Below are 14,048 nucleotides of genomic sequence, written 5' to 3' on the forward strand. Positions count from 1 at the left end.
CCAGCCAGTCTAATCCAGTTCCGGGCGCTCGAAGTCGCCAGTCTGCGGGTTCATGACCCAAAGCTCGCCGCTTGATATGTCGAACCACGCGCCGTGAAGGGAAAGCCTGCCCTTGTCTTCGAGAATTTTCACACAGGGAAAGCTGCGCAGGTTCTGCACCTGATAGCGAATGGAGATGCGCTCCAGAGCCGTCTGTCGCTCAGCCTGCGTCATGAGTGAATTGCCGGCAACCGCTTCGGCAGCCGGGGCCACAAGCCCCATCCATTTACCGATGAAGTCGCCCGGGGAAAGCGGCTCGGCGGAAGGGTTGAGGGCGGCGCTGATGCCGCCGCAGCGACCATGCCCCATCACGACGATGTGCTTCACCTTCAGGCTCTGGACCGCAAATTCGAGTGCCGCCGAGGTTCCGTGATGCCGGTCATCCGGCTCGTAGGGCGGCACGAGGTTGGCCACATTGCGCACCACGAAAAGTTCACCCGGACCACAGTCGAAAATCGTCTCGGGCGCTGCACGGGAATCGCAGCAGGCAATCACCATGGTCTGCGGGGACTGGCCATCCTTGGCCAGCTTGCGATAGCGTTCGCTCTCGGAGCTGTAGCGGCCCGCCATGAAATTGCGGTAGCCGGAAATGAGACGGTCAGGAAGATGAGTCATAAAATTTCGAATAGCGGCAAATAGCCCAGCGGGCAATCCATTTTGTTCGGATTGGCCCCGGGGGTTGGCGCCATCACGCCTTTGCGGGCTGTGACAGCTGTTCGATGTCGATCCTCATTTCGGGATGCGTCAGAATCTGCCGGTCGGTCTCCAGCATAAGCTCGTTCGAGCCACGTCCGGCAGCATTGTTCAAAACCGTGACGACCGACGCCGTTGTCTTGGCGAGTGCTTCCGCGTGGGGCTCGCCAGCCAGCAGTCGCGCGAGATAGAGAGCGGCCGTCAGGTCACCCGTTCCATTCGGAGCTTTGGGAATGCTGTCGTGGCAAGCGCGCAGTACGTCATCCCTGCCGACCAGAAGATTGGCGAGTCGTTCGGGACTGCTGGCCGGAGCGGAAGTGATCAGCATATCCCGGGGAGGGGCACTTTGCGCGGCCTCAATCGCAGATGCCGTGCCGGTGATCTGGTGCCCGGTCAGCCATGCGAGTTCATAGCGGTTCGGCGTGGCGATGTCTGCAAGCGGCAGCAACCGGTCCCGGATGGCCACTGCGGTTTCTTCGGGAACGTAAAGTCCGTCCCTGTCTCCAAGAACCGGGTCGCAGACATAAAGCGCCTTGGCGTTGCGCGCCTTCAGCGTCTTCACCAACCCGGCAATCGCCTCTGCCTGATCGGGAGCACCCAGATAGCCCGTCAGAACCGCCGAGACCTCGCCGAGCCACGGGGCTTTCTCAAGATCCCTGATGAGATCTGCGAATTGCTCCCTTCCCGGAACGATGCGCGTCGCTGGCCCGTGGCCCGGATGCCAGGGCAATATGACCGTGGGGACCGCCCAGACTGGAAAGCCCAAAGCCTCAAGCGTGAAGACCGCGGCGCGATTTCCCACGCTGCCGCGCGCCACATGGCTCGAAATGACGATGACGGCACGTGCCGCTTTCTGAAGATGCTTGCTGGTCATTGTGTCCGTCAGTTGCCGATAATGCCGAAGACATAAAGAAGCACCCACAAAATCAGGGCGGTCAGAAAGGTTACGGCGATCGCTCTTCCAATGCGCGTTCCCCACAGCTCGATGGGGTCTTCCTTCTCCGCATCGCGGGCCGCAATGTGATTGCGCACACGGATCATCATCGAGCTGCCTTCGCTTTCGCGGTTGACGCGATCAAGGATGCGGCGTGCCTCCGCTTCCGCCTGCCTGTCCTTTTTCCGGTTCGACCCCATGTGAAAACCCATTGCAGTGAATGCGTGTCGACCGTACAGCATGGAGGGACTGATCGGAATTGGTTTCCTATCAGTGGCCCATGCTCTAATTTCACCAGAGCCAATCTCCGGAGGTGTTCCTGCATGTCGACCGCGAAGCGTATTGTCCCTGTTTCCCAGCGCGGCCTTTTCTCACTTCTGGTGCTGTGCCTGATCCTGCCATTTCTGGCGGGGTGTGGCTTCAACACCATTCCGACCCGCGAAGAGCAGGCCAAGGCGGCGTGGAGCGAGGTTCTGAACCAGTACCAGCGCCGGGCGGATCTCATTCCCAACCTGGTCGAGACGGTCAAGGGTTTCGCTGCGCAGGAGCGTGAAGTTCTGGAAGGTGTCGTCGAGGCACGCGCGAAGGCCACGCAGGTGCAGATCTCACCCGAAATGCTGAGCGACCCGGAAGCTTTCAAGGCATTTCAGGAGAGCCAGGCCGGTCTGTCAGGAGCGTTGTCGCGTCTTCTTGCCGTGGTCGAGAATTACCCGGATCTGAAATCCAGCCAGAATTTTCTTGCTCTGCAGGCCCAGCTGGAAGGCACCGAAAACCGCATCGCGGTGGCGCGGAGGGACTATATCGAGGCGGTACGCCTGTACAATACGTCTCTGAAAACACTGCCCTCAATGCTGTGGGCCATGTTCTGGTTCACGGGAAATGAGCCCTATGAAACCTTCACCATATCGCAGGACAATATGGATGCGCCGGCGGTCGACTTCGGCAGCGGCGGCTAACGGAGGCTGAATCATGGGGGCGGCTGTGTTGCGCGTGTTGCCTGCGCCGCGACGTCGGAGCGTCTGGCTGGTGCTTGTCGCCGGCTTCCTGGCACTCCTTTCCGTATCGGACGCCCTGGCGGCAGAGCTGCCGCGCCTCACCGGTCGCGTGGTCGACGATGCCGGCATAGTGGATGCGGCAACGGAATCCTCTCTCACCGCGCGTCTGGAGGCTTTCGAGAAGAAGTCCTCCGATCAGATCGTGGTCGCAACCATACGCAGCCTGGAGGGCGAGGCGCTTGAGCCCTTCGCCAACCGCCTGTTTCGCGCCTGGGAGCTTGGGCAGGCGGGGGAAAACAACGGTGTCCTGCTGCTGGTCGCGCTTGATGACCGCAAAATGCGCATCGAGGTGGGCTATGGGCTTGAGGGTACGCTGACAGACCTGCATTCAAAGCTGATCATTGAAAACACCATGGTACCGGCCTTCCGCGCGGGAGACTACTCCGCCGGAATTGCCGCGGCTGTTGATGACATCGTCATGGTTCTGGAAGGGAATGCTGCAGAACTGGAAGCGCGTGCCAGACGTGCGCACGAAGACGGGGATGTCACTCCATGGCCGGTCATCCTCTTTTTCATCGTCTGGGGCACGTTCTTTTTCGGTGGTTTTGCCATGGCGTTCCTGCCGCCGATATTCGGCCGCAAGATCGGGCCAGGGCGCTATGAATGGCTAGGCATGACAGTCAATTACAAAAAATCGAGAGGCTCGTCCGGTGGCCGGTCCTCCGGCGGCTGGTCGTCCGGCGGAGGCGGCGGTGGTTTTTCCGGGGGCGGGGGATCGTCGGGCGGCGGCGGTGCTTCGGGGAGCTGGTAGGATGACGAGACGGGAAAAGACGCTAACGGATGCCGACCACACGCGTATCGCCCGCGCGATCAGCGAGGCCGAGCGCAGCACATCCGGCGAGATATACTGCGTTCTTGCGCGAACCAGCGATCCGTATCTCTATCCGGCCTGCCTGATCGTGGCGCTGGCCATTCTCATCCTCGGACCCTTTCTGGCGCTGGCGCTCAGGCACTGGTGGATCGCGATCGATCCGGTGGTTTTTGCCGTGGCGCAACTCGCCGCGTTCGGCGCTGCCGCGGCTCTTGTGATCGCGTTCGAGCGGTTGCGCGTGGCGCTGGTTCCCAAACCGTTGAAATACCGGCGTGCCCATGCCAACGCGCAAAACCAGTTTCTCGCGCACAACATCCATGTGACCGAAGGCCGGACCGGCGTGCTCATTTTTGTTTCGCTGGCGGAACGATATGTCGAAATCGTGGCCGATCACGAGATCGATGCCCGCGTTGACCAGGGTGTATGGAACGAAGGTGTTGCACTCATGCTCGGTCATGCAGGGCGAGGCACACTGACCGAAGGATTTGTCGAAACCATAGCCTATGCGGGCAAGGTGCTTTCACGTGAATTTCCCGCAAAACGGCGGAATTCCAACGAGATTGAAGACCGTTTGACGGAAATCTGAGTGTTTTCCTTCCATTTGTGTGTGACCGTAAAGATGAGCGGTCTAACGCTTGCGCATGTCGACCCGACGCAGCTATGGTTAAAAAATCATGAAGACGCTGACGATCGACATCAGACGAGCAGAACCGAGCGACGCAGAGGCCGTCGCAGAGGTCCATGACGCCGCGTGGCGCAGCGCCTATACGGGCATCATTCCCTATCAGGCGCTTGGGCGCATGATCGGCCGACGCGGCCCGCGCTGGTGGACAAATGCCATCCGCCGTTCCGCCACGGTTCTCGTTCTGGAAATCGGCGGCGAGATTGCCGGTTATGCCACGCTTGGCCGCAACCGTGCCCGCGAGCTTTCCCAGGAAGGCGAGATCTACGAGCTTTACCTCCGTCCCGAGTATCAGGGCATCGGCCTTGGCCGGCGCCTCTTTCAGGCCGCGCGGGACATGCTGGAAGCCCATGGGCTCAACGGGCTCGTGGTGTGGGCTCTGGAAGACAACGAGACGGCGCTGGCATTTTATGCCGGAGCAGGCGGTCGGGATATCGCCGAAGGCGTCGAGGTTTTCGAGCACAGGGCGCTGCGCAAACTTGCCTTTGTCTGGGATTGAGACCAGCAACTGCAGCGGATGCGCCGCAGAATCACATCAAAATTTCGCACTGCACCAATCGCTGCATTGCCATGCGGCCTTTGACGCGATAAAGCGGCAGCCATCCTCTTCCGGGCTGCTCCGTCCGGCTGACCGCATTGGTCGCCATGCCGGTCTCAGGCAGCCATAAACTGCCAGAACAAAGGTTGCTTTCCCCATGCGCATAGACGCCATCTCCACCGGTGACAATCCGCCGGAAGACGTGAATGTGATCATCGAAGTCCCGGTTGGCGGACAGCCGATCAAATACGAGATGGACAAGAACTCCGGTACGCTGATCGTCGACCGGTTCCTCTACACGCCGATGACCTACCCGGGCAATTACGGGTTTGTGCCGCATACGCTTTCGGATGATGGCGATCCCATCGACGTCCTGGTCTGCAACACGCGTCAGCTCATCCCCGGCTGCGTGATCAATGTGCGCCCGATCGGCGTTCTCATCATGGAGGACAATTCCGGCCAGGACGAGAAGATCATCGCCGTCCCGTCTCCGCACCTCACGCGTCGTTATGAAAACGTCACCAACTACACGGACCTGCCGGAAATAACCCTCCAGCAGATCCAGCACTTCTTCGAACATTACAAGGATCTGGAGCCCGGCAAGTGGGTCAAGATCGGCGACTGGATGGATGCCGCGGCTGCCCGCAGGCTGATCGTTGAAGCCGTCGAGCGGGCCAAGGCCAGCAAATAGGCTCTGGCGGGACCCGGTGGCGGGTCAGCCGCCACCATCGCCGCCCGTTGTCATTGGCAGCATCAGGTCGCCGGCATCAACGACTGGTTGATCGGCGCCACAGGCGAAATCGAAGGCCTGCCCATCGGCGATGCGGCGGGCTTTTTCATTGGCATTTTCATTGCCGGTGGCGACCACATAGCCAACCACGCAGCCTTCGCGCGCCGAAACCTGGCCGACCTTCTCGACAACCAGAACCTCGATATTGTCGCCGTCGCCTTCACCATCATCCACGAACCAGCGGTGGATTGTCGCAAAGGGCCATTTGCGATCACCGTCGCTCATGATGCGCCATTCCACGGTGGGGCCGGTGGAATTGAAACCGGAGAAGCTTTCCCACTCCAGCTCGCCCTCGGGGGGAAAGCCGTAAAAGACCGATTCACGTGCGTCGCCATAATGGACGATCACGGGATATCCACGCCATCCCGAACAGACCAGGTTGAGCCAGTCGCCGGGATCATCCTCTTGGGGGGCGGAAAAAACCGCGCAATTTTTGTCGGTTTCGATCTTGGTATACGCACTTTTTATCTCGACGGCGTACGCCGCACCGGCCAGTGCGGCCATCATCAATCCGGTGAATGCCAGTCGCATGGGCAAGCCTCCTCCTGTCTGTCGAGAGCATACCCTCTTTTCCATCCGGATCCTATTGCGTGCCGGCCAGTGCGGCGAGGCTGACCATCAGGTTATGGGGGTCACCGCGAATTTCGACCGTTTTCAGGCGGGCGGTGATGCCGGTGGTCACGGAAACGCCGCTCGCGGGCACACGCAGCGCTTTTGCAAGCAGTTTCTCGAGGGCAGCGTTTGCCTTGCCGTTTTCGGGTACCGCGCGTACGCGGGCCTTCAGATGCTCGCGACCGTCGGCAGTCTGCCCTGCACCTTCAATCGCATCACGCAAGGACCGTGGCGTAAGGCGCACGAGGAGTGTCACACCACCATCGAAGCGTTTGCAGAATGCAGGTGTCGAGGGCACGCGTCAAAGCAGGGCGGGCGCGACCGTGGTCAGGATGAACTGGCGGACGAAAAAGAGGATCAGCAACAGAATGATCGGCGAAATGTCGATGCCGCCCAGATCCGGAAGGATTCGGCGAATTGGACGCAGGGCCGGTTCCGTGACGCGGAAGAGGAAGTTGCCGACCGATCCCACGAACGGGTTTCGTGGATTGACCACGTTGAAGGCATAAAGCCAGGAAAACACGGCTGAACCGATAATCAACCACCAATAGATGTCGAGCGCCATGATGATGGTCTGAATAAGCGCGAGCATGCTGGTCTCCTGGCCCATGATTTGCGTGGCATCCGGCGGCGTGAACACTCTGTGGCCTGCACCATTTGCCGAAGATTTGCGACATGTAGCCATTGCGCCGGGACGCGGCAAGCCTGAGGCGCGTTTTTACCGGAAGAGCCGCGTTACGCGGCGACATCGACACTGGTTCTGCCGAGGTGCCGTGAAGCGCGGAATGCCCTCTCCGAGGGCTTCTTGACAGCACGGCGGAGGCGTTCCTAAATGCAGTCAGAAGGTGGAACGGGGCTGTAGCTCAGATGGGAGAGCGCGTCGTTCGCAATGACGAGGTCAGGGGTTCGATTCCCCTCAGCTCCACCAACCGTCTGCTGTGTACGGCCCGGAGACATAGGTAACAGTTTGTACCTAAGACATGGGTGACAATCTCGTGCCGAACGGGTTGTCGATTGTTTGCAATGTTCTCTGCTCCAGGTCGATATATCCCAGATCATAGTGCATGAAGCTGATCAGCCAAATGCCATCATCCACCTCCTTGATTCCAAGCCTCTGACCGGCCATGACGGTCGAGACGTTGATCTTCTTTCTTGCCATGCAGATGCGACCGCATGCGGTGACGAGGATGTCCTTGTCGTGGAAGGGGTATTCCACATCCGGCAACCCCTGATAGGCTCTTGAAGCAGGCGTGTAGAGCTGGGCTGGCGTTTTCATATTGAGGGCTTCGTGTGGCCGTTCCTGGTTGAACTCGCTGACGAAGTCGTCGAAGCGGTCCTGTTGCTGGAGGGTGTTCATTCCAGGCGGTCGCGCGGTCTCCTGCTTGAGGGTCCGGTGCATGCGCTCGTGGCGTCCGTTCTGTTGCGGGTGACGGCCAGGGGGGTAACAAGTGCGGCCATTGCCGCGCTTGAACTCGCCCTTGAAATCGGCGCACCACAGATCATTCGGGAGAGGGGCTTGCGACAACGGCGTGCCCTCGGCCTTCATCCGCCGCCTGAGACGCGCGCGTTTGACCAGACCGTGCCGGTCGAGCACCGCATATACCGTGCTGATGGTGGGGGCTTGATCATCGGATATTGCCGGATCAGCTTGTCGCGGATCTTTGGCGCCCCCCAGGATGAATGTTCGCGCTTCAGACCCAGGATGCAGCGCTCGATCTGGACGGGAAGCCTGTTGGCCTGGCGATAAGGTCGCCGTGAGCGGTCGTTCAACCCGTCAAGGCCACACGCCTTGTAGCGACCGTAAATCTTGTAGCCGGTGACCCGGGATATGCCGAACTCCCGGTAAAGAGGCGCCATCTGCTCTCCTTCAAGCAGACGAGCAATGCATCTGGGACGTTCGTCCATTGGCTTGCACTCTTTTCACGGCATTCGGGATCCCCGAAATGCGAGATGTGTAAACCATATGTCCGGTATGAAGTGTCACCTATCTGCCGATAAGCTCATGGCCTGCATTGTAGTAGATGTCGACGCCGCTGATCGTGTGCGACCCAACGCTCAACTCGTCATAGGCGAGGAACGGACCGGCGGGCAGGGTTTCGGGGTCGATGAACAGTGTGCCCAGACCGGGAATGAATTCCGGCAGCGGCAGTGCATCGCTGACTTTGATATAAGGGTCTCCTGGAGGTGCAGCTTTCAACGCCTCCTCATCATGCGCACCACCGCAAAACGTTCCCGAAGTTGAACCGCCGCAACCACGTGAAAATTCTCCGACGTTTCGGGAACGCGGCGTCGGGTCCGTGCATCCAATGGTCGAAGGGAGCGACTGTCCCATTCTGCCGACCGGCCGCATGAAGGAGTTATACTGTGCTCAATACGATGGTTCCCCACGATCACAGCTGCGACGACGTTTCGGTCTCTGAGCGAATTCGCGCACGTTTGAGGGCCGCCGGCCAGACGTTCCGGGCCAATGACAACATTGCGGCGTTCATCGAGGATGGTGAGCTGGAAGCACTTTGCCTGGAAGTCGAGAACCGGATGAATGCGGTGCTCGACGCGCTCGTGATCGACACGGAGAACGATCACAACACGGTTGGCACGGCGCGGCGCGTGGCAAGGATGTTTGTCGATGAGGTGTTTGCAGGGCGGTATCGCCCGGCGCCGCCCGTCACCAGCTTTCCCAACGTCTCGCAGCTGAATGAACTGATGATCGTCGGCCCGCTCACGGTGCGCAGTGCCTGTTCCCACCATCTGTGCCCGATCATGGGAAAGATGTGGATCGGCGTCCTTCCCAGCAGGGAGGCTGAACTGATCGGTCTGTCCAAGTTTGCCCGCCTTTGCGACTGGATCATGAGCCGCCCGCAGATCCAGGAGGAAGCTGTGATCATGTTGGCCGATGAACTCGAAAGCCGTCTTCAGCCTGAAGGGCTGGCCGTCGTGATGGAGGCGGATCATTTTTGCATGCACTGGCGTGGCGTGAAGGATGAGCAGCCGGTGATGACGACGTCCATCATGCGCGGCGCGTTTTTGCAGAACGACGCGCTGAGACGTGAATTTCTCGGCCTGCGCAAAAGCGGCGTCAAGTGACACTGATCAGACGTTCTAGATCATGTCCGACAGGTCATGTCGGTGCGCTCGGCGCAGGCGATCGCTCGACCCCGCGGATCGGGATGAAAGGCACTGGTGTTATATGTTTCTCAGGAGGCAAGAATGTATGAAGCCGTAGAGCGGGGTGCATCTGCATTCACGGAGGATGTTCCGGATACCGAACTGGCCAGGCGTGCGGCCCAAAAGGACGGCGCCGCCTTCGAGGCGATCATGCGTCGCCACAACCAGCTCCTGTTCCGAACGGCCCGGGGCATCGTGCGCAGCGACGGCGAGGCAGAGGATGTCGCGCAGGAAGCATGGATGCAGGCCTGGCGCGCGCTTGCCGGGTTTCGGGCCGAAAGCAAGCTTTCCACCTGGCTGGTCCGCATCACCGTCAACGAGGCGCTGGGCCGGTTGCGCCGGAAGAGTGCGCAGATCATTCCATTGGAGAAAGCCATGATGTCGTCCGACAACGACACGCGGAAGGCGCTGACCGAAGCTCCGGATCAGGGTCCGGAGCATGCGGTCGAACGGTCCCAGCTCCGCGCTCTGATAGAGGCGCGCATCGCGGTCCTGCCCGAAACGTTTCGCTGCGTCTTCATGTTGCGCGCAATCGAGGAAATGAGCGTCGATGAGGTGGCGGAGGTGCTGGACATCCCAGCGGCCACGGTCCGCACGCGCTATTTCCGCGCTCGCGCCCTTCTGCGCGAAAGCCTCGCTCAGGAGATGGACTTCGCCATCGGCGAGGCGTTCAGCTTTGCCGGTGAGCGCTGTGATCGCATCGTGGCGGGCGTCATGGTTCGAGCCCGGGCGGAAGGTCTTTGTGAGTAAGGCCGCCCGCCGGCTGGTCAGGAAGCACCTTCGCCCTGTGGGGCGAGTGATACGAAGGGAGACATGGCATGGGCAATACGCCGGACACCGACAGGGGCCCCGACCTCACCGAGGGGGTGACGTTGGCTGACTTCAACGACCGACAGATGTTGCGTGGGCATGTGGGGAAGGCCTCCGTTCTGCTTGCACGTGTTGGTGAAGAGGTTTTGGCGGTCGATGCCAGTTGCACGCATTACGGTGGTCCGCTGGACGAGGGACTGATCACCGGAGAAACCGTTCGCTGTCCGCTTCATCATGCCTGTTTTTCGCTGCGCACCGGCGAGGCTCTGGCCGCTCCTGCCTTTGACCCATTGTCATGCTGGAAGGTGGAGCGTGATGGCCAACGCATTTTCGTTCGCGAGAAGGCGGCGCCGCCGCCGCGCGTGATAGCAAACACGGATGAACCGCGCGCCATCGTGATCATTGGCGCTGGAGCTGCCGGATTTGCTTGCGCCGAAATGCTGCGCAGAAGAGGCTATGATGGGACACTCACTCTTCTCGGGGCCGAGGAGGATGCGCCGTATGACCGGCCGAACCTGTCCAAGGACTATCTCGCCGGAGATGCGCCGCCCGAATGGATGCCGCTCAGGCCGGATGAGTTTTATCAGAAGAACGACATCGATCTGCAACTGGGGGAAACGGTTTCCTCCATCGACGTGCCGGCGCACCGCGTGGTGCTGGAGGGCGGGCGTGTTCTGGAGTTCGACCGCCTTCTGATCGCGACGGGAGCGGAACCGGTTCGCCCACCGATCCCCGGTGCTGACCTGCCGCATGTCTTCACCCTGCGCAGCTTTGCTGACGGACGTGCCCTTGCCGATGCGGCAGAGAGAGCGAAAACTGCCGTTGTGCTGGGCTCGGGTTTCATAGGACTCGAGACGGCGGCGGCGCTCAGGCAGCGCGGACTGACGGTGCACGTGGTCACGCAGGATGCCCGTCCGCTTGAGAAGGTGCTTGGGCCTGCGCTGGGAGAGTTTATTGCCGGGTTGCACGAATGCCATGGTGTCACTTTCCACATGCGGACTTCGATCAAGGCGATCTCCGCCAATGTGGTGACACTCTCTTCAGATGACACGATTGAGGCGGACCTGGTTGTCATCGGTGCAGGTGTACGCCCGCGCACCGCACTGGCGGAGAAGGCGGGGCTGTCGGTCGATGATGGAATTCTCGTCGATGAACGGCTCCAGACGTCTGTCTCCGGCATTTACGCAGCGGGAGATGCGGCGCGCTGGCCGGGCCCGCAGAACGGAGAAACGATGCGCATCGAACATTGGGTGGTGGCCGAGCGACAGGGTCAGGTAGCGGCTGCAAACATGCTTGGCGATGATAGGTCGTTTGACGACACGCCTTTCTTCTGGAGTGCGCATTACGACATTTCCATTCGCTATGTGGGCCATGCCGAAGACTGGGATGTTGCGGCCGTCGATGGCAATGTTTCGTCATGCGATGCCAGCGTCAGCTATCGGCGGGACGGGCAAACGCTGGCCGTTGCCACACTTGGGCGCGATGAAGAGGCGCTGGTTAGAAGGCGGCACCTGCCCGCCGCGGAATAAGGCCCGCCGGCCTCTATTGCGAAGGGTAGCGAACCCGGAGATCCGAACCGATCACGGCGCCTTCGGATATGCGAGCGCGTGTGCACTTTCCGATATCCATGATGTGGGAGACGCTCACACCGCGTGCGATGAGGTGGTCGGTGATAATCCGCCGGTGGCAGCGCCACCAGACCGCCTCCGCACACATGAGCGCACAACGATGCTTACGGCACAGGTCGAGAAGCTTGAGCAACGCCGATTGAAACCCATCAGTGAGGGCGAAATCCGCGTAGTTGTGAAAGCTCTTGTTGCGCCAGAAGCCGTTTTCATCAGGCGGAACTTCTACGACCTTGGACCTTAGACCGCCAAGGGGCGGGCAATGGATGTAGCCGATTCCATCAGACTGGAGGTGTGGCTTGAGTAACTCCGAATTATAGGACGGATTGGTCCGTGATCTCGGAAACCTGCGCACGTCGACAACCATGTCGATTGACGCTTCCAGAAGCATTGCCTTGAAGGTTTCCAGTGTCCGGTTCGAATGGCCGATCGTGAAAGCCACTGTTTCAGACTGGACCGCCTCATCCATTTTTTGAAAGCGCCGATTCCTTGTGAGCGGCGATGTGATCGGTCTCGTCGCGTCCGGCCTCCGAATTCCAGCTCACTGAATCACCGACATCGAACCTCGCCATTTTACTGTACTCCTTGACTGGACATTGCCGAGAACAACGCGTGGTGGATGAAGGATGTTCCATATGCGAAGTGTCGTTACCGTCCCGATCGCCGCGATCGAGAACCCAGATCACCGAACCACCTGTTTGAGACCGTCCAATGCGATCGGCAGTACTGCGCGGGCCGTGCTCGCCTCTGCGTAGACGGCATAGGCGGGATAGGTGAAGCGGGGAGCCCCCGCAACGAGTTCGAGTTCGCCGGTTTCCAGGTGTGGTTTGACAGCACCTTTTCGAAAGTAACCGCTACCTCCAGCGCGAAGGATGTAACTCAGGCCGAGAGGTCCAAGGCCGACCATCAGCCCGTGTGGGTCTGTTGCAAGTGTAGCCGAAGCCTGTGACGCTGCAAACTGTGGGCCCCAGTCAACATGGACATAGTGCGGTTCTTCCGACGCAGCTTTCTGCACGGTCCGCACGAGGACGAGTTCTTCTTCCTCGATCAGTTCAACCTTGAAACCCGTCAACATCGGCGGTGCGTAAAGCACGGCGATGTCGAGCACGCCGGTCCGCAATTGCTCGATCAACTGGTCCGGCAAGCCGACATTGGCGCGAATGGCGATTTCCGGCCGGTTCTGCTTCATCCATAGCAGCCAGTCGAGCAGCACCGGGTTCCACAGGCTGAGTTCGCCGCCCAAGGCTATGATGCCGGTCTTTCCGGCCGGGATTTTGAGTTGCTGGCGAGCGCGTTCCCACACCTGGAGAAAGGACTGTGCGAAGCGTTCGAACTCACGGCCGGCTGATGTTAGAACCGCTCCGTTCCGGTTGCGTATAAAGAGTTTGCGTCCGAGTTCATCCTCGAGCGTGCGAATACGTGCGCTCACCGTGGTTTGGGTGACGTGCAGCCGCTCCGACGCTTTCAGGAAGCTTCCAGTGTGCACGATCTCCAGAAACGTTCGGGCGCGATCAATATCCATCACGATCTCCAATAAGTGCAATTTATTTGCACTCATACAGCATTTAATTCCGTTTGCCTTTGATTTTTGAAAGGCGCAGCCTGAGCGTGGTTCACGAGGAGTCCGCCAATGCAGCATTCGTCAAAGCCCCCGCAATATGCGTCCCCGCCATGCTTCATGCATGAGCTGTCCGCCAGCGGTGGCGGTGAACATGTCGGCTCGAAGGACTGGATGGAGGTTCGACGCTGGCGAAAGGAACAGCGTAAGCTTCTGATTGCCGCTCGGATGGCAAAGAGTCAAATCCAGCGGCAGGCGTGTTCCGACGCGATCGTTCGGAAACTGGACAGGGAGATCAAACAGTTCGCAGGCAAGGTGATCGGCCTCTATTGGCCGGTACGAGGAGAACCGGACCTGCGCAACTGGGGCATCGACGCCATTGATCGTGGCGGGCGGCTGGCGCTTCCGGTCGTCACTGAAAAGGGGGCGCCGCTTGAATACCGGCTATGGGCCCCCGGTGATCCTCTTGAGCGGGGTGTCTGGAACATTCTCGTGCCGGCAGGGGGTTCTGCAGTGCAGCCTGATGTCGTCATCGCGCCACTGGTGGGGTTTGATGCAAGGAGCTACCGGCTCGGCTATGGCGGCGGTTATTTCGACCGCACTCTGGCGGCGATGTCCGCGAAGCCGCGGACGATAGGCGTCGGTTATGCCGACTGCGCGCTAACGAGCATTTTCCCGCAACCTCACGACATACCAATGGATGAGATCATCACGAGTTAACCGCTAAAGACAGGCA

General features: G+C 60.0%; 20 protein-coding genes and 1 tRNA gene. 10 read left to right on the forward strand and 11 right to left on the reverse strand.

Annotated features, from left to right (window positions below; all coding sequences use genetic code 11):
• Nucleotides 1–9: 9 nt before the first annotated feature.
• The 3 genes from AB2N04_RS03500 to AB2N04_RS03510 all read right to left on the reverse strand — a co-directional run bounded on the left by AB2N04_RS03500 (nucleotide 10) and on the right by AB2N04_RS03510 (nucleotide 1,866).
• The gene (locus tag AB2N04_RS03500) at nucleotides 10–654 is read right to left on the reverse strand and encodes a carbonic anhydrase (RefSeq protein WP_367717074.1); all 645 of its coding nucleotides are present in this window, start codon (nucleotides 652–654) and stop codon (nucleotides 10–12) included.
• A 73-nt stretch (nucleotides 655–727) separates the two neighbouring features.
• Nucleotides 728–1,606: a pyridoxal kinase PdxY gene (gene pdxY, locus AB2N04_RS03505; RefSeq protein WP_367717075.1), complete on the reverse strand. Its 879-nt coding sequence runs from the start codon at nucleotides 1,604–1,606 to the stop codon at nucleotides 728–730.
• A gap of 8 nt (nucleotides 1,607–1,614) precedes the next feature.
• The gene (locus AB2N04_RS03510; RefSeq protein WP_367717076.1) at nucleotides 1,615–1,866 is read right to left on the reverse strand and encodes a hypothetical protein; all 252 of its coding nucleotides are present in this window, start codon (nucleotides 1,864–1,866) and stop codon (nucleotides 1,615–1,617) included.
• 123 nt (nucleotides 1,867–1,989) lie between these two features.
• On the opposite strand from AB2N04_RS03510, the gene AB2N04_RS03515 reads away from it, so the two are divergent.
• The 5 genes from AB2N04_RS03515 to ppa all read left to right on the forward strand — a co-directional run bounded on the left by AB2N04_RS03515 (nucleotide 1,990) and on the right by ppa (nucleotide 5,443).
• Nucleotides 1,990–2,622 carry a LemA family protein gene (locus AB2N04_RS03515; RefSeq protein ID WP_367717078.1) on the forward strand — a complete coding sequence of 211 codons (633 nt, stop codon included), beginning with the start codon at nucleotides 1,990–1,992 and terminating at the stop codon, nucleotides 2,620–2,622.
• Nucleotides 2,623–2,635: 13 nt separating this feature from the next.
• Nucleotides 2,636–3,472 (forward strand): YgcG family protein, encoded by an 837-nt coding sequence (locus AB2N04_RS03520; RefSeq protein WP_367717080.1) that lies wholly within the window; start codon nucleotides 2,636–2,638, stop codon nucleotides 3,470–3,472.
• A gap of 1 nt (nucleotide 3,473) precedes the next feature.
• Entirely contained in the window at nucleotides 3,474–4,118 is a 645-nt protein-coding gene (locus tag AB2N04_RS03525) for a TPM domain-containing protein (protein ID WP_367717081.1), read from the forward strand.
• 88 nt (nucleotides 4,119–4,206) lie between these two features.
• Nucleotides 4,207–4,713 (forward strand): N-acetyltransferase family protein, encoded by a 507-nt coding sequence (locus AB2N04_RS03530; protein WP_367717083.1) that lies wholly within the window; start codon nucleotides 4,207–4,209, stop codon nucleotides 4,711–4,713.
• 196 nt (nucleotides 4,714–4,909) lie between these two features.
• The gene (ppa, locus tag AB2N04_RS03535) at nucleotides 4,910–5,443 is read left to right on the forward strand and encodes an inorganic diphosphatase (RefSeq protein ID WP_367717084.1); all 534 of its coding nucleotides are present in this window, start codon (nucleotides 4,910–4,912) and stop codon (nucleotides 5,441–5,443) included.
• 24 nt (nucleotides 5,444–5,467) lie between these two features.
• Here the strand turns inward: ppa and AB2N04_RS03540 are convergent, their stop codons facing one another.
• From AB2N04_RS03540 to AB2N04_RS03550, 3 genes are read right to left on the reverse strand one after another with little or no spacing between them, the layout of a single operon-like run.
• Nucleotides 5,468–6,073, reverse strand: coding sequence for a hypothetical protein (locus tag AB2N04_RS03540; RefSeq protein ID WP_367717086.1), 606 nt, complete (start codon nucleotides 6,071–6,073; stop codon nucleotides 5,468–5,470).
• 52 nt (nucleotides 6,074–6,125) lie between these two features.
• On the reverse strand, nucleotides 6,126–6,452 hold the full coding sequence (locus AB2N04_RS03545; RefSeq protein ID WP_367717087.1) for a DUF167 family protein: 327 nt from the start codon (nucleotides 6,450–6,452) through the stop codon (nucleotides 6,126–6,128).
• 3 nt (nucleotides 6,453–6,455) lie between these two features.
• Nucleotides 6,456–6,746 (reverse strand): YggT family protein, encoded by a 291-nt coding sequence (locus AB2N04_RS03550; protein ID WP_367717088.1) that lies wholly within the window; start codon nucleotides 6,744–6,746, stop codon nucleotides 6,456–6,458.
• 260 nt (nucleotides 6,747–7,006) lie between these two features.
• Here AB2N04_RS03550 and AB2N04_RS03555 point away from each other — a divergent pair.
• Nucleotides 7,007–7,082, forward strand: a tRNA-Ala gene (locus AB2N04_RS03555).
• A gap of 45 nt (nucleotides 7,083–7,127) precedes the next feature.
• On the opposite strand, the gene AB2N04_RS03560 is transcribed toward AB2N04_RS03555, so the two are convergent.
• The 3 genes from AB2N04_RS03560 to AB2N04_RS03570 all read right to left on the reverse strand — a co-directional run bounded on the left by AB2N04_RS03560 (nucleotide 7,128) and on the right by AB2N04_RS03570 (nucleotide 8,351).
• Nucleotides 7,128–7,700: an integrase core domain-containing protein gene (locus AB2N04_RS03560; RefSeq protein WP_367717090.1), complete on the reverse strand. Its 573-nt coding sequence runs from the start codon at nucleotides 7,698–7,700 to the stop codon at nucleotides 7,128–7,130.
• Nucleotides 7,697–8,011, reverse strand: a complete 315-nt coding sequence (locus AB2N04_RS03565) for a helix-turn-helix domain-containing protein (RefSeq protein WP_367717091.1) — start codon at nucleotides 8,009–8,011, stop codon at nucleotides 7,697–7,699. The genes AB2N04_RS03560 and AB2N04_RS03565 overlap by 4 nt, the downstream gene beginning before the upstream one ends.
• A 127-nt stretch (nucleotides 8,012–8,138) precedes the next feature.
• A complete protein-coding gene (locus AB2N04_RS03570) occupies nucleotides 8,139–8,351 on the reverse strand; it encodes a hypothetical protein (RefSeq protein WP_367717092.1) in 213 nt (70 codons plus the stop codon).
• A 167-nt stretch (nucleotides 8,352–8,518) separates the two neighbouring features.
• Here AB2N04_RS03570 and folE point away from each other — a divergent pair, with 167 nt between their 5' ends.
• From folE to AB2N04_RS03585, 3 genes are all read left to right on the forward strand, one after another.
• Nucleotides 8,519–9,238: a GTP cyclohydrolase I gene (gene folE / locus AB2N04_RS03575; protein WP_367717094.1), complete on the forward strand. Its 720-nt coding sequence runs from the start codon at nucleotides 8,519–8,521 to the stop codon at nucleotides 9,236–9,238.
• Between the two features lie 123 nt (nucleotides 9,239–9,361).
• On the forward strand, nucleotides 9,362–10,069 hold the full coding sequence (locus tag AB2N04_RS03580) for an RNA polymerase sigma factor (RefSeq protein WP_367717096.1): 708 nt from the start codon (nucleotides 9,362–9,364) through the stop codon (nucleotides 10,067–10,069).
• 68 nt (nucleotides 10,070–10,137) lie between these two features.
• Nucleotides 10,138–11,658, forward strand: a complete 1,521-nt coding sequence (locus AB2N04_RS03585; protein ID WP_367717098.1) for an FAD-dependent oxidoreductase — start codon at nucleotides 10,138–10,140, stop codon at nucleotides 11,656–11,658.
• A gap of 13 nt (nucleotides 11,659–11,671) precedes the next feature.
• Here the strand turns inward: AB2N04_RS03585 and AB2N04_RS03590 are convergent, their stop codons facing one another.
• Entirely contained in the window at nucleotides 11,672–12,223 is a 552-nt protein-coding gene (locus AB2N04_RS03590; RefSeq protein WP_367717100.1) for a DUF488 family protein, read from the reverse strand.
• Nucleotides 12,224–12,436: 213 nt separating this feature from the next.
• On the reverse strand, nucleotides 12,437–13,276 hold the full coding sequence (locus tag AB2N04_RS03595) for a LysR family transcriptional regulator (protein WP_367717101.1): 840 nt from the start codon (nucleotides 13,274–13,276) through the stop codon (nucleotides 12,437–12,439).
• Nucleotides 13,277–13,384: 108 nt separating this feature from the next.
• On the opposite strand from AB2N04_RS03595, the gene AB2N04_RS03600 reads away from it, so the two are divergent.
• Complete coding sequence (locus tag AB2N04_RS03600; protein WP_367717103.1) at nucleotides 13,385–14,032, forward strand: 5-formyltetrahydrofolate cyclo-ligase; 648 nt, start codon at nucleotides 13,385–13,387, stop codon at nucleotides 14,030–14,032.
• Nucleotides 14,033–14,048: the final 16 nt, after the last annotated feature.

This window comes from Nitratireductor sp. GISD-1A_MAKvit, assembly GCF_040819555.1.
GTDB lineage: Bacteria > Pseudomonadota > Alphaproteobacteria > Rhizobiales > Rhizobiaceae > Nitratireductor.

Excerpts from the sequence above, each read along its gene's own strand:
- AB2N04_RS03590 (WP_367717100.1), bottom strand. The coding sequence starts at position 12,223 with ATGGATGAGGCGGTCCAGTCTGAAACAGTGGCTTTCACGATCGGCCAT.
- AB2N04_RS03525 (WP_367717081.1), top strand. The coding sequence starts at position 3,474 with ATGACGAGACGGGAAAAGACGCTAACGGATGCCGACCACACGCGTATC.
- AB2N04_RS03515 (WP_367717078.1), top strand. The coding sequence starts at position 1,990 with ATGTCGACCGCGAAGCGTATTGTCCCTGTTTCCCAGCGCGGCCTTTTC.
- AB2N04_RS03520 (WP_367717080.1), top strand. The coding sequence starts at position 2,636 with ATGGGGGCGGCTGTGTTGCGCGTGTTGCCTGCGCCGCGACGTCGGAGC.
- AB2N04_RS03565 (WP_367717091.1), bottom strand. The coding sequence starts at position 8,011 with ATGGCGCCTCTTTACCGGGAGTTCGGCATATCCCGGGTCACCGGCTAC.
- AB2N04_RS03510 (WP_367717076.1), bottom strand. The coding sequence starts at position 1,866 with ATGGGGTCGAACCGGAAAAAGGACAGGCAGGCGGAAGCGGAGGCACGC.
- AB2N04_RS03600 (WP_367717103.1), top strand. The coding sequence starts at position 13,385 with ATGCAGCATTCGTCAAAGCCCCCGCAATATGCGTCCCCGCCATGCTTC.
- AB2N04_RS03540 (WP_367717086.1), bottom strand. The coding sequence starts at position 6,073 with ATGCGACTGGCATTCACCGGATTGATGATGGCCGCACTGGCCGGTGCG.
- AB2N04_RS03530 (WP_367717083.1), top strand. The coding sequence starts at position 4,207 with ATGAAGACGCTGACGATCGACATCAGACGAGCAGAACCGAGCGACGCA.
- AB2N04_RS03560 (WP_367717090.1), bottom strand. The coding sequence starts at position 7,700 with ATGAAGGCCGAGGGCACGCCGTTGTCGCAAGCCCCTCTCCCGAATGAT.
- AB2N04_RS03500 (WP_367717074.1), bottom strand. The coding sequence starts at position 654 with ATGACTCATCTTCCTGACCGTCTCATTTCCGGCTACCGCAATTTCATG.
- AB2N04_RS03585 (WP_367717098.1), top strand. The coding sequence starts at position 10,138 with ATGGGCAATACGCCGGACACCGACAGGGGCCCCGACCTCACCGAGGGG.
- AB2N04_RS03580 (WP_367717096.1), top strand. The coding sequence starts at position 9,362 with ATGTATGAAGCCGTAGAGCGGGGTGCATCTGCATTCACGGAGGATGTT.
- pdxY (WP_367717075.1), bottom strand. The coding sequence starts at position 1,606 with ATGACCAGCAAGCATCTTCAGAAAGCGGCACGTGCCGTCATCGTCATT.
- AB2N04_RS03550 (WP_367717088.1), bottom strand. The coding sequence starts at position 6,746 with ATGCTCGCGCTTATTCAGACCATCATCATGGCGCTCGACATCTATTGG.
- ppa (WP_367717084.1), top strand. The coding sequence starts at position 4,910 with ATGCGCATAGACGCCATCTCCACCGGTGACAATCCGCCGGAAGACGTG.
- AB2N04_RS03595 (WP_367717101.1), bottom strand. The coding sequence starts at position 13,276 with ATGGATATTGATCGCGCCCGAACGTTTCTGGAGATCGTGCACACTGGA.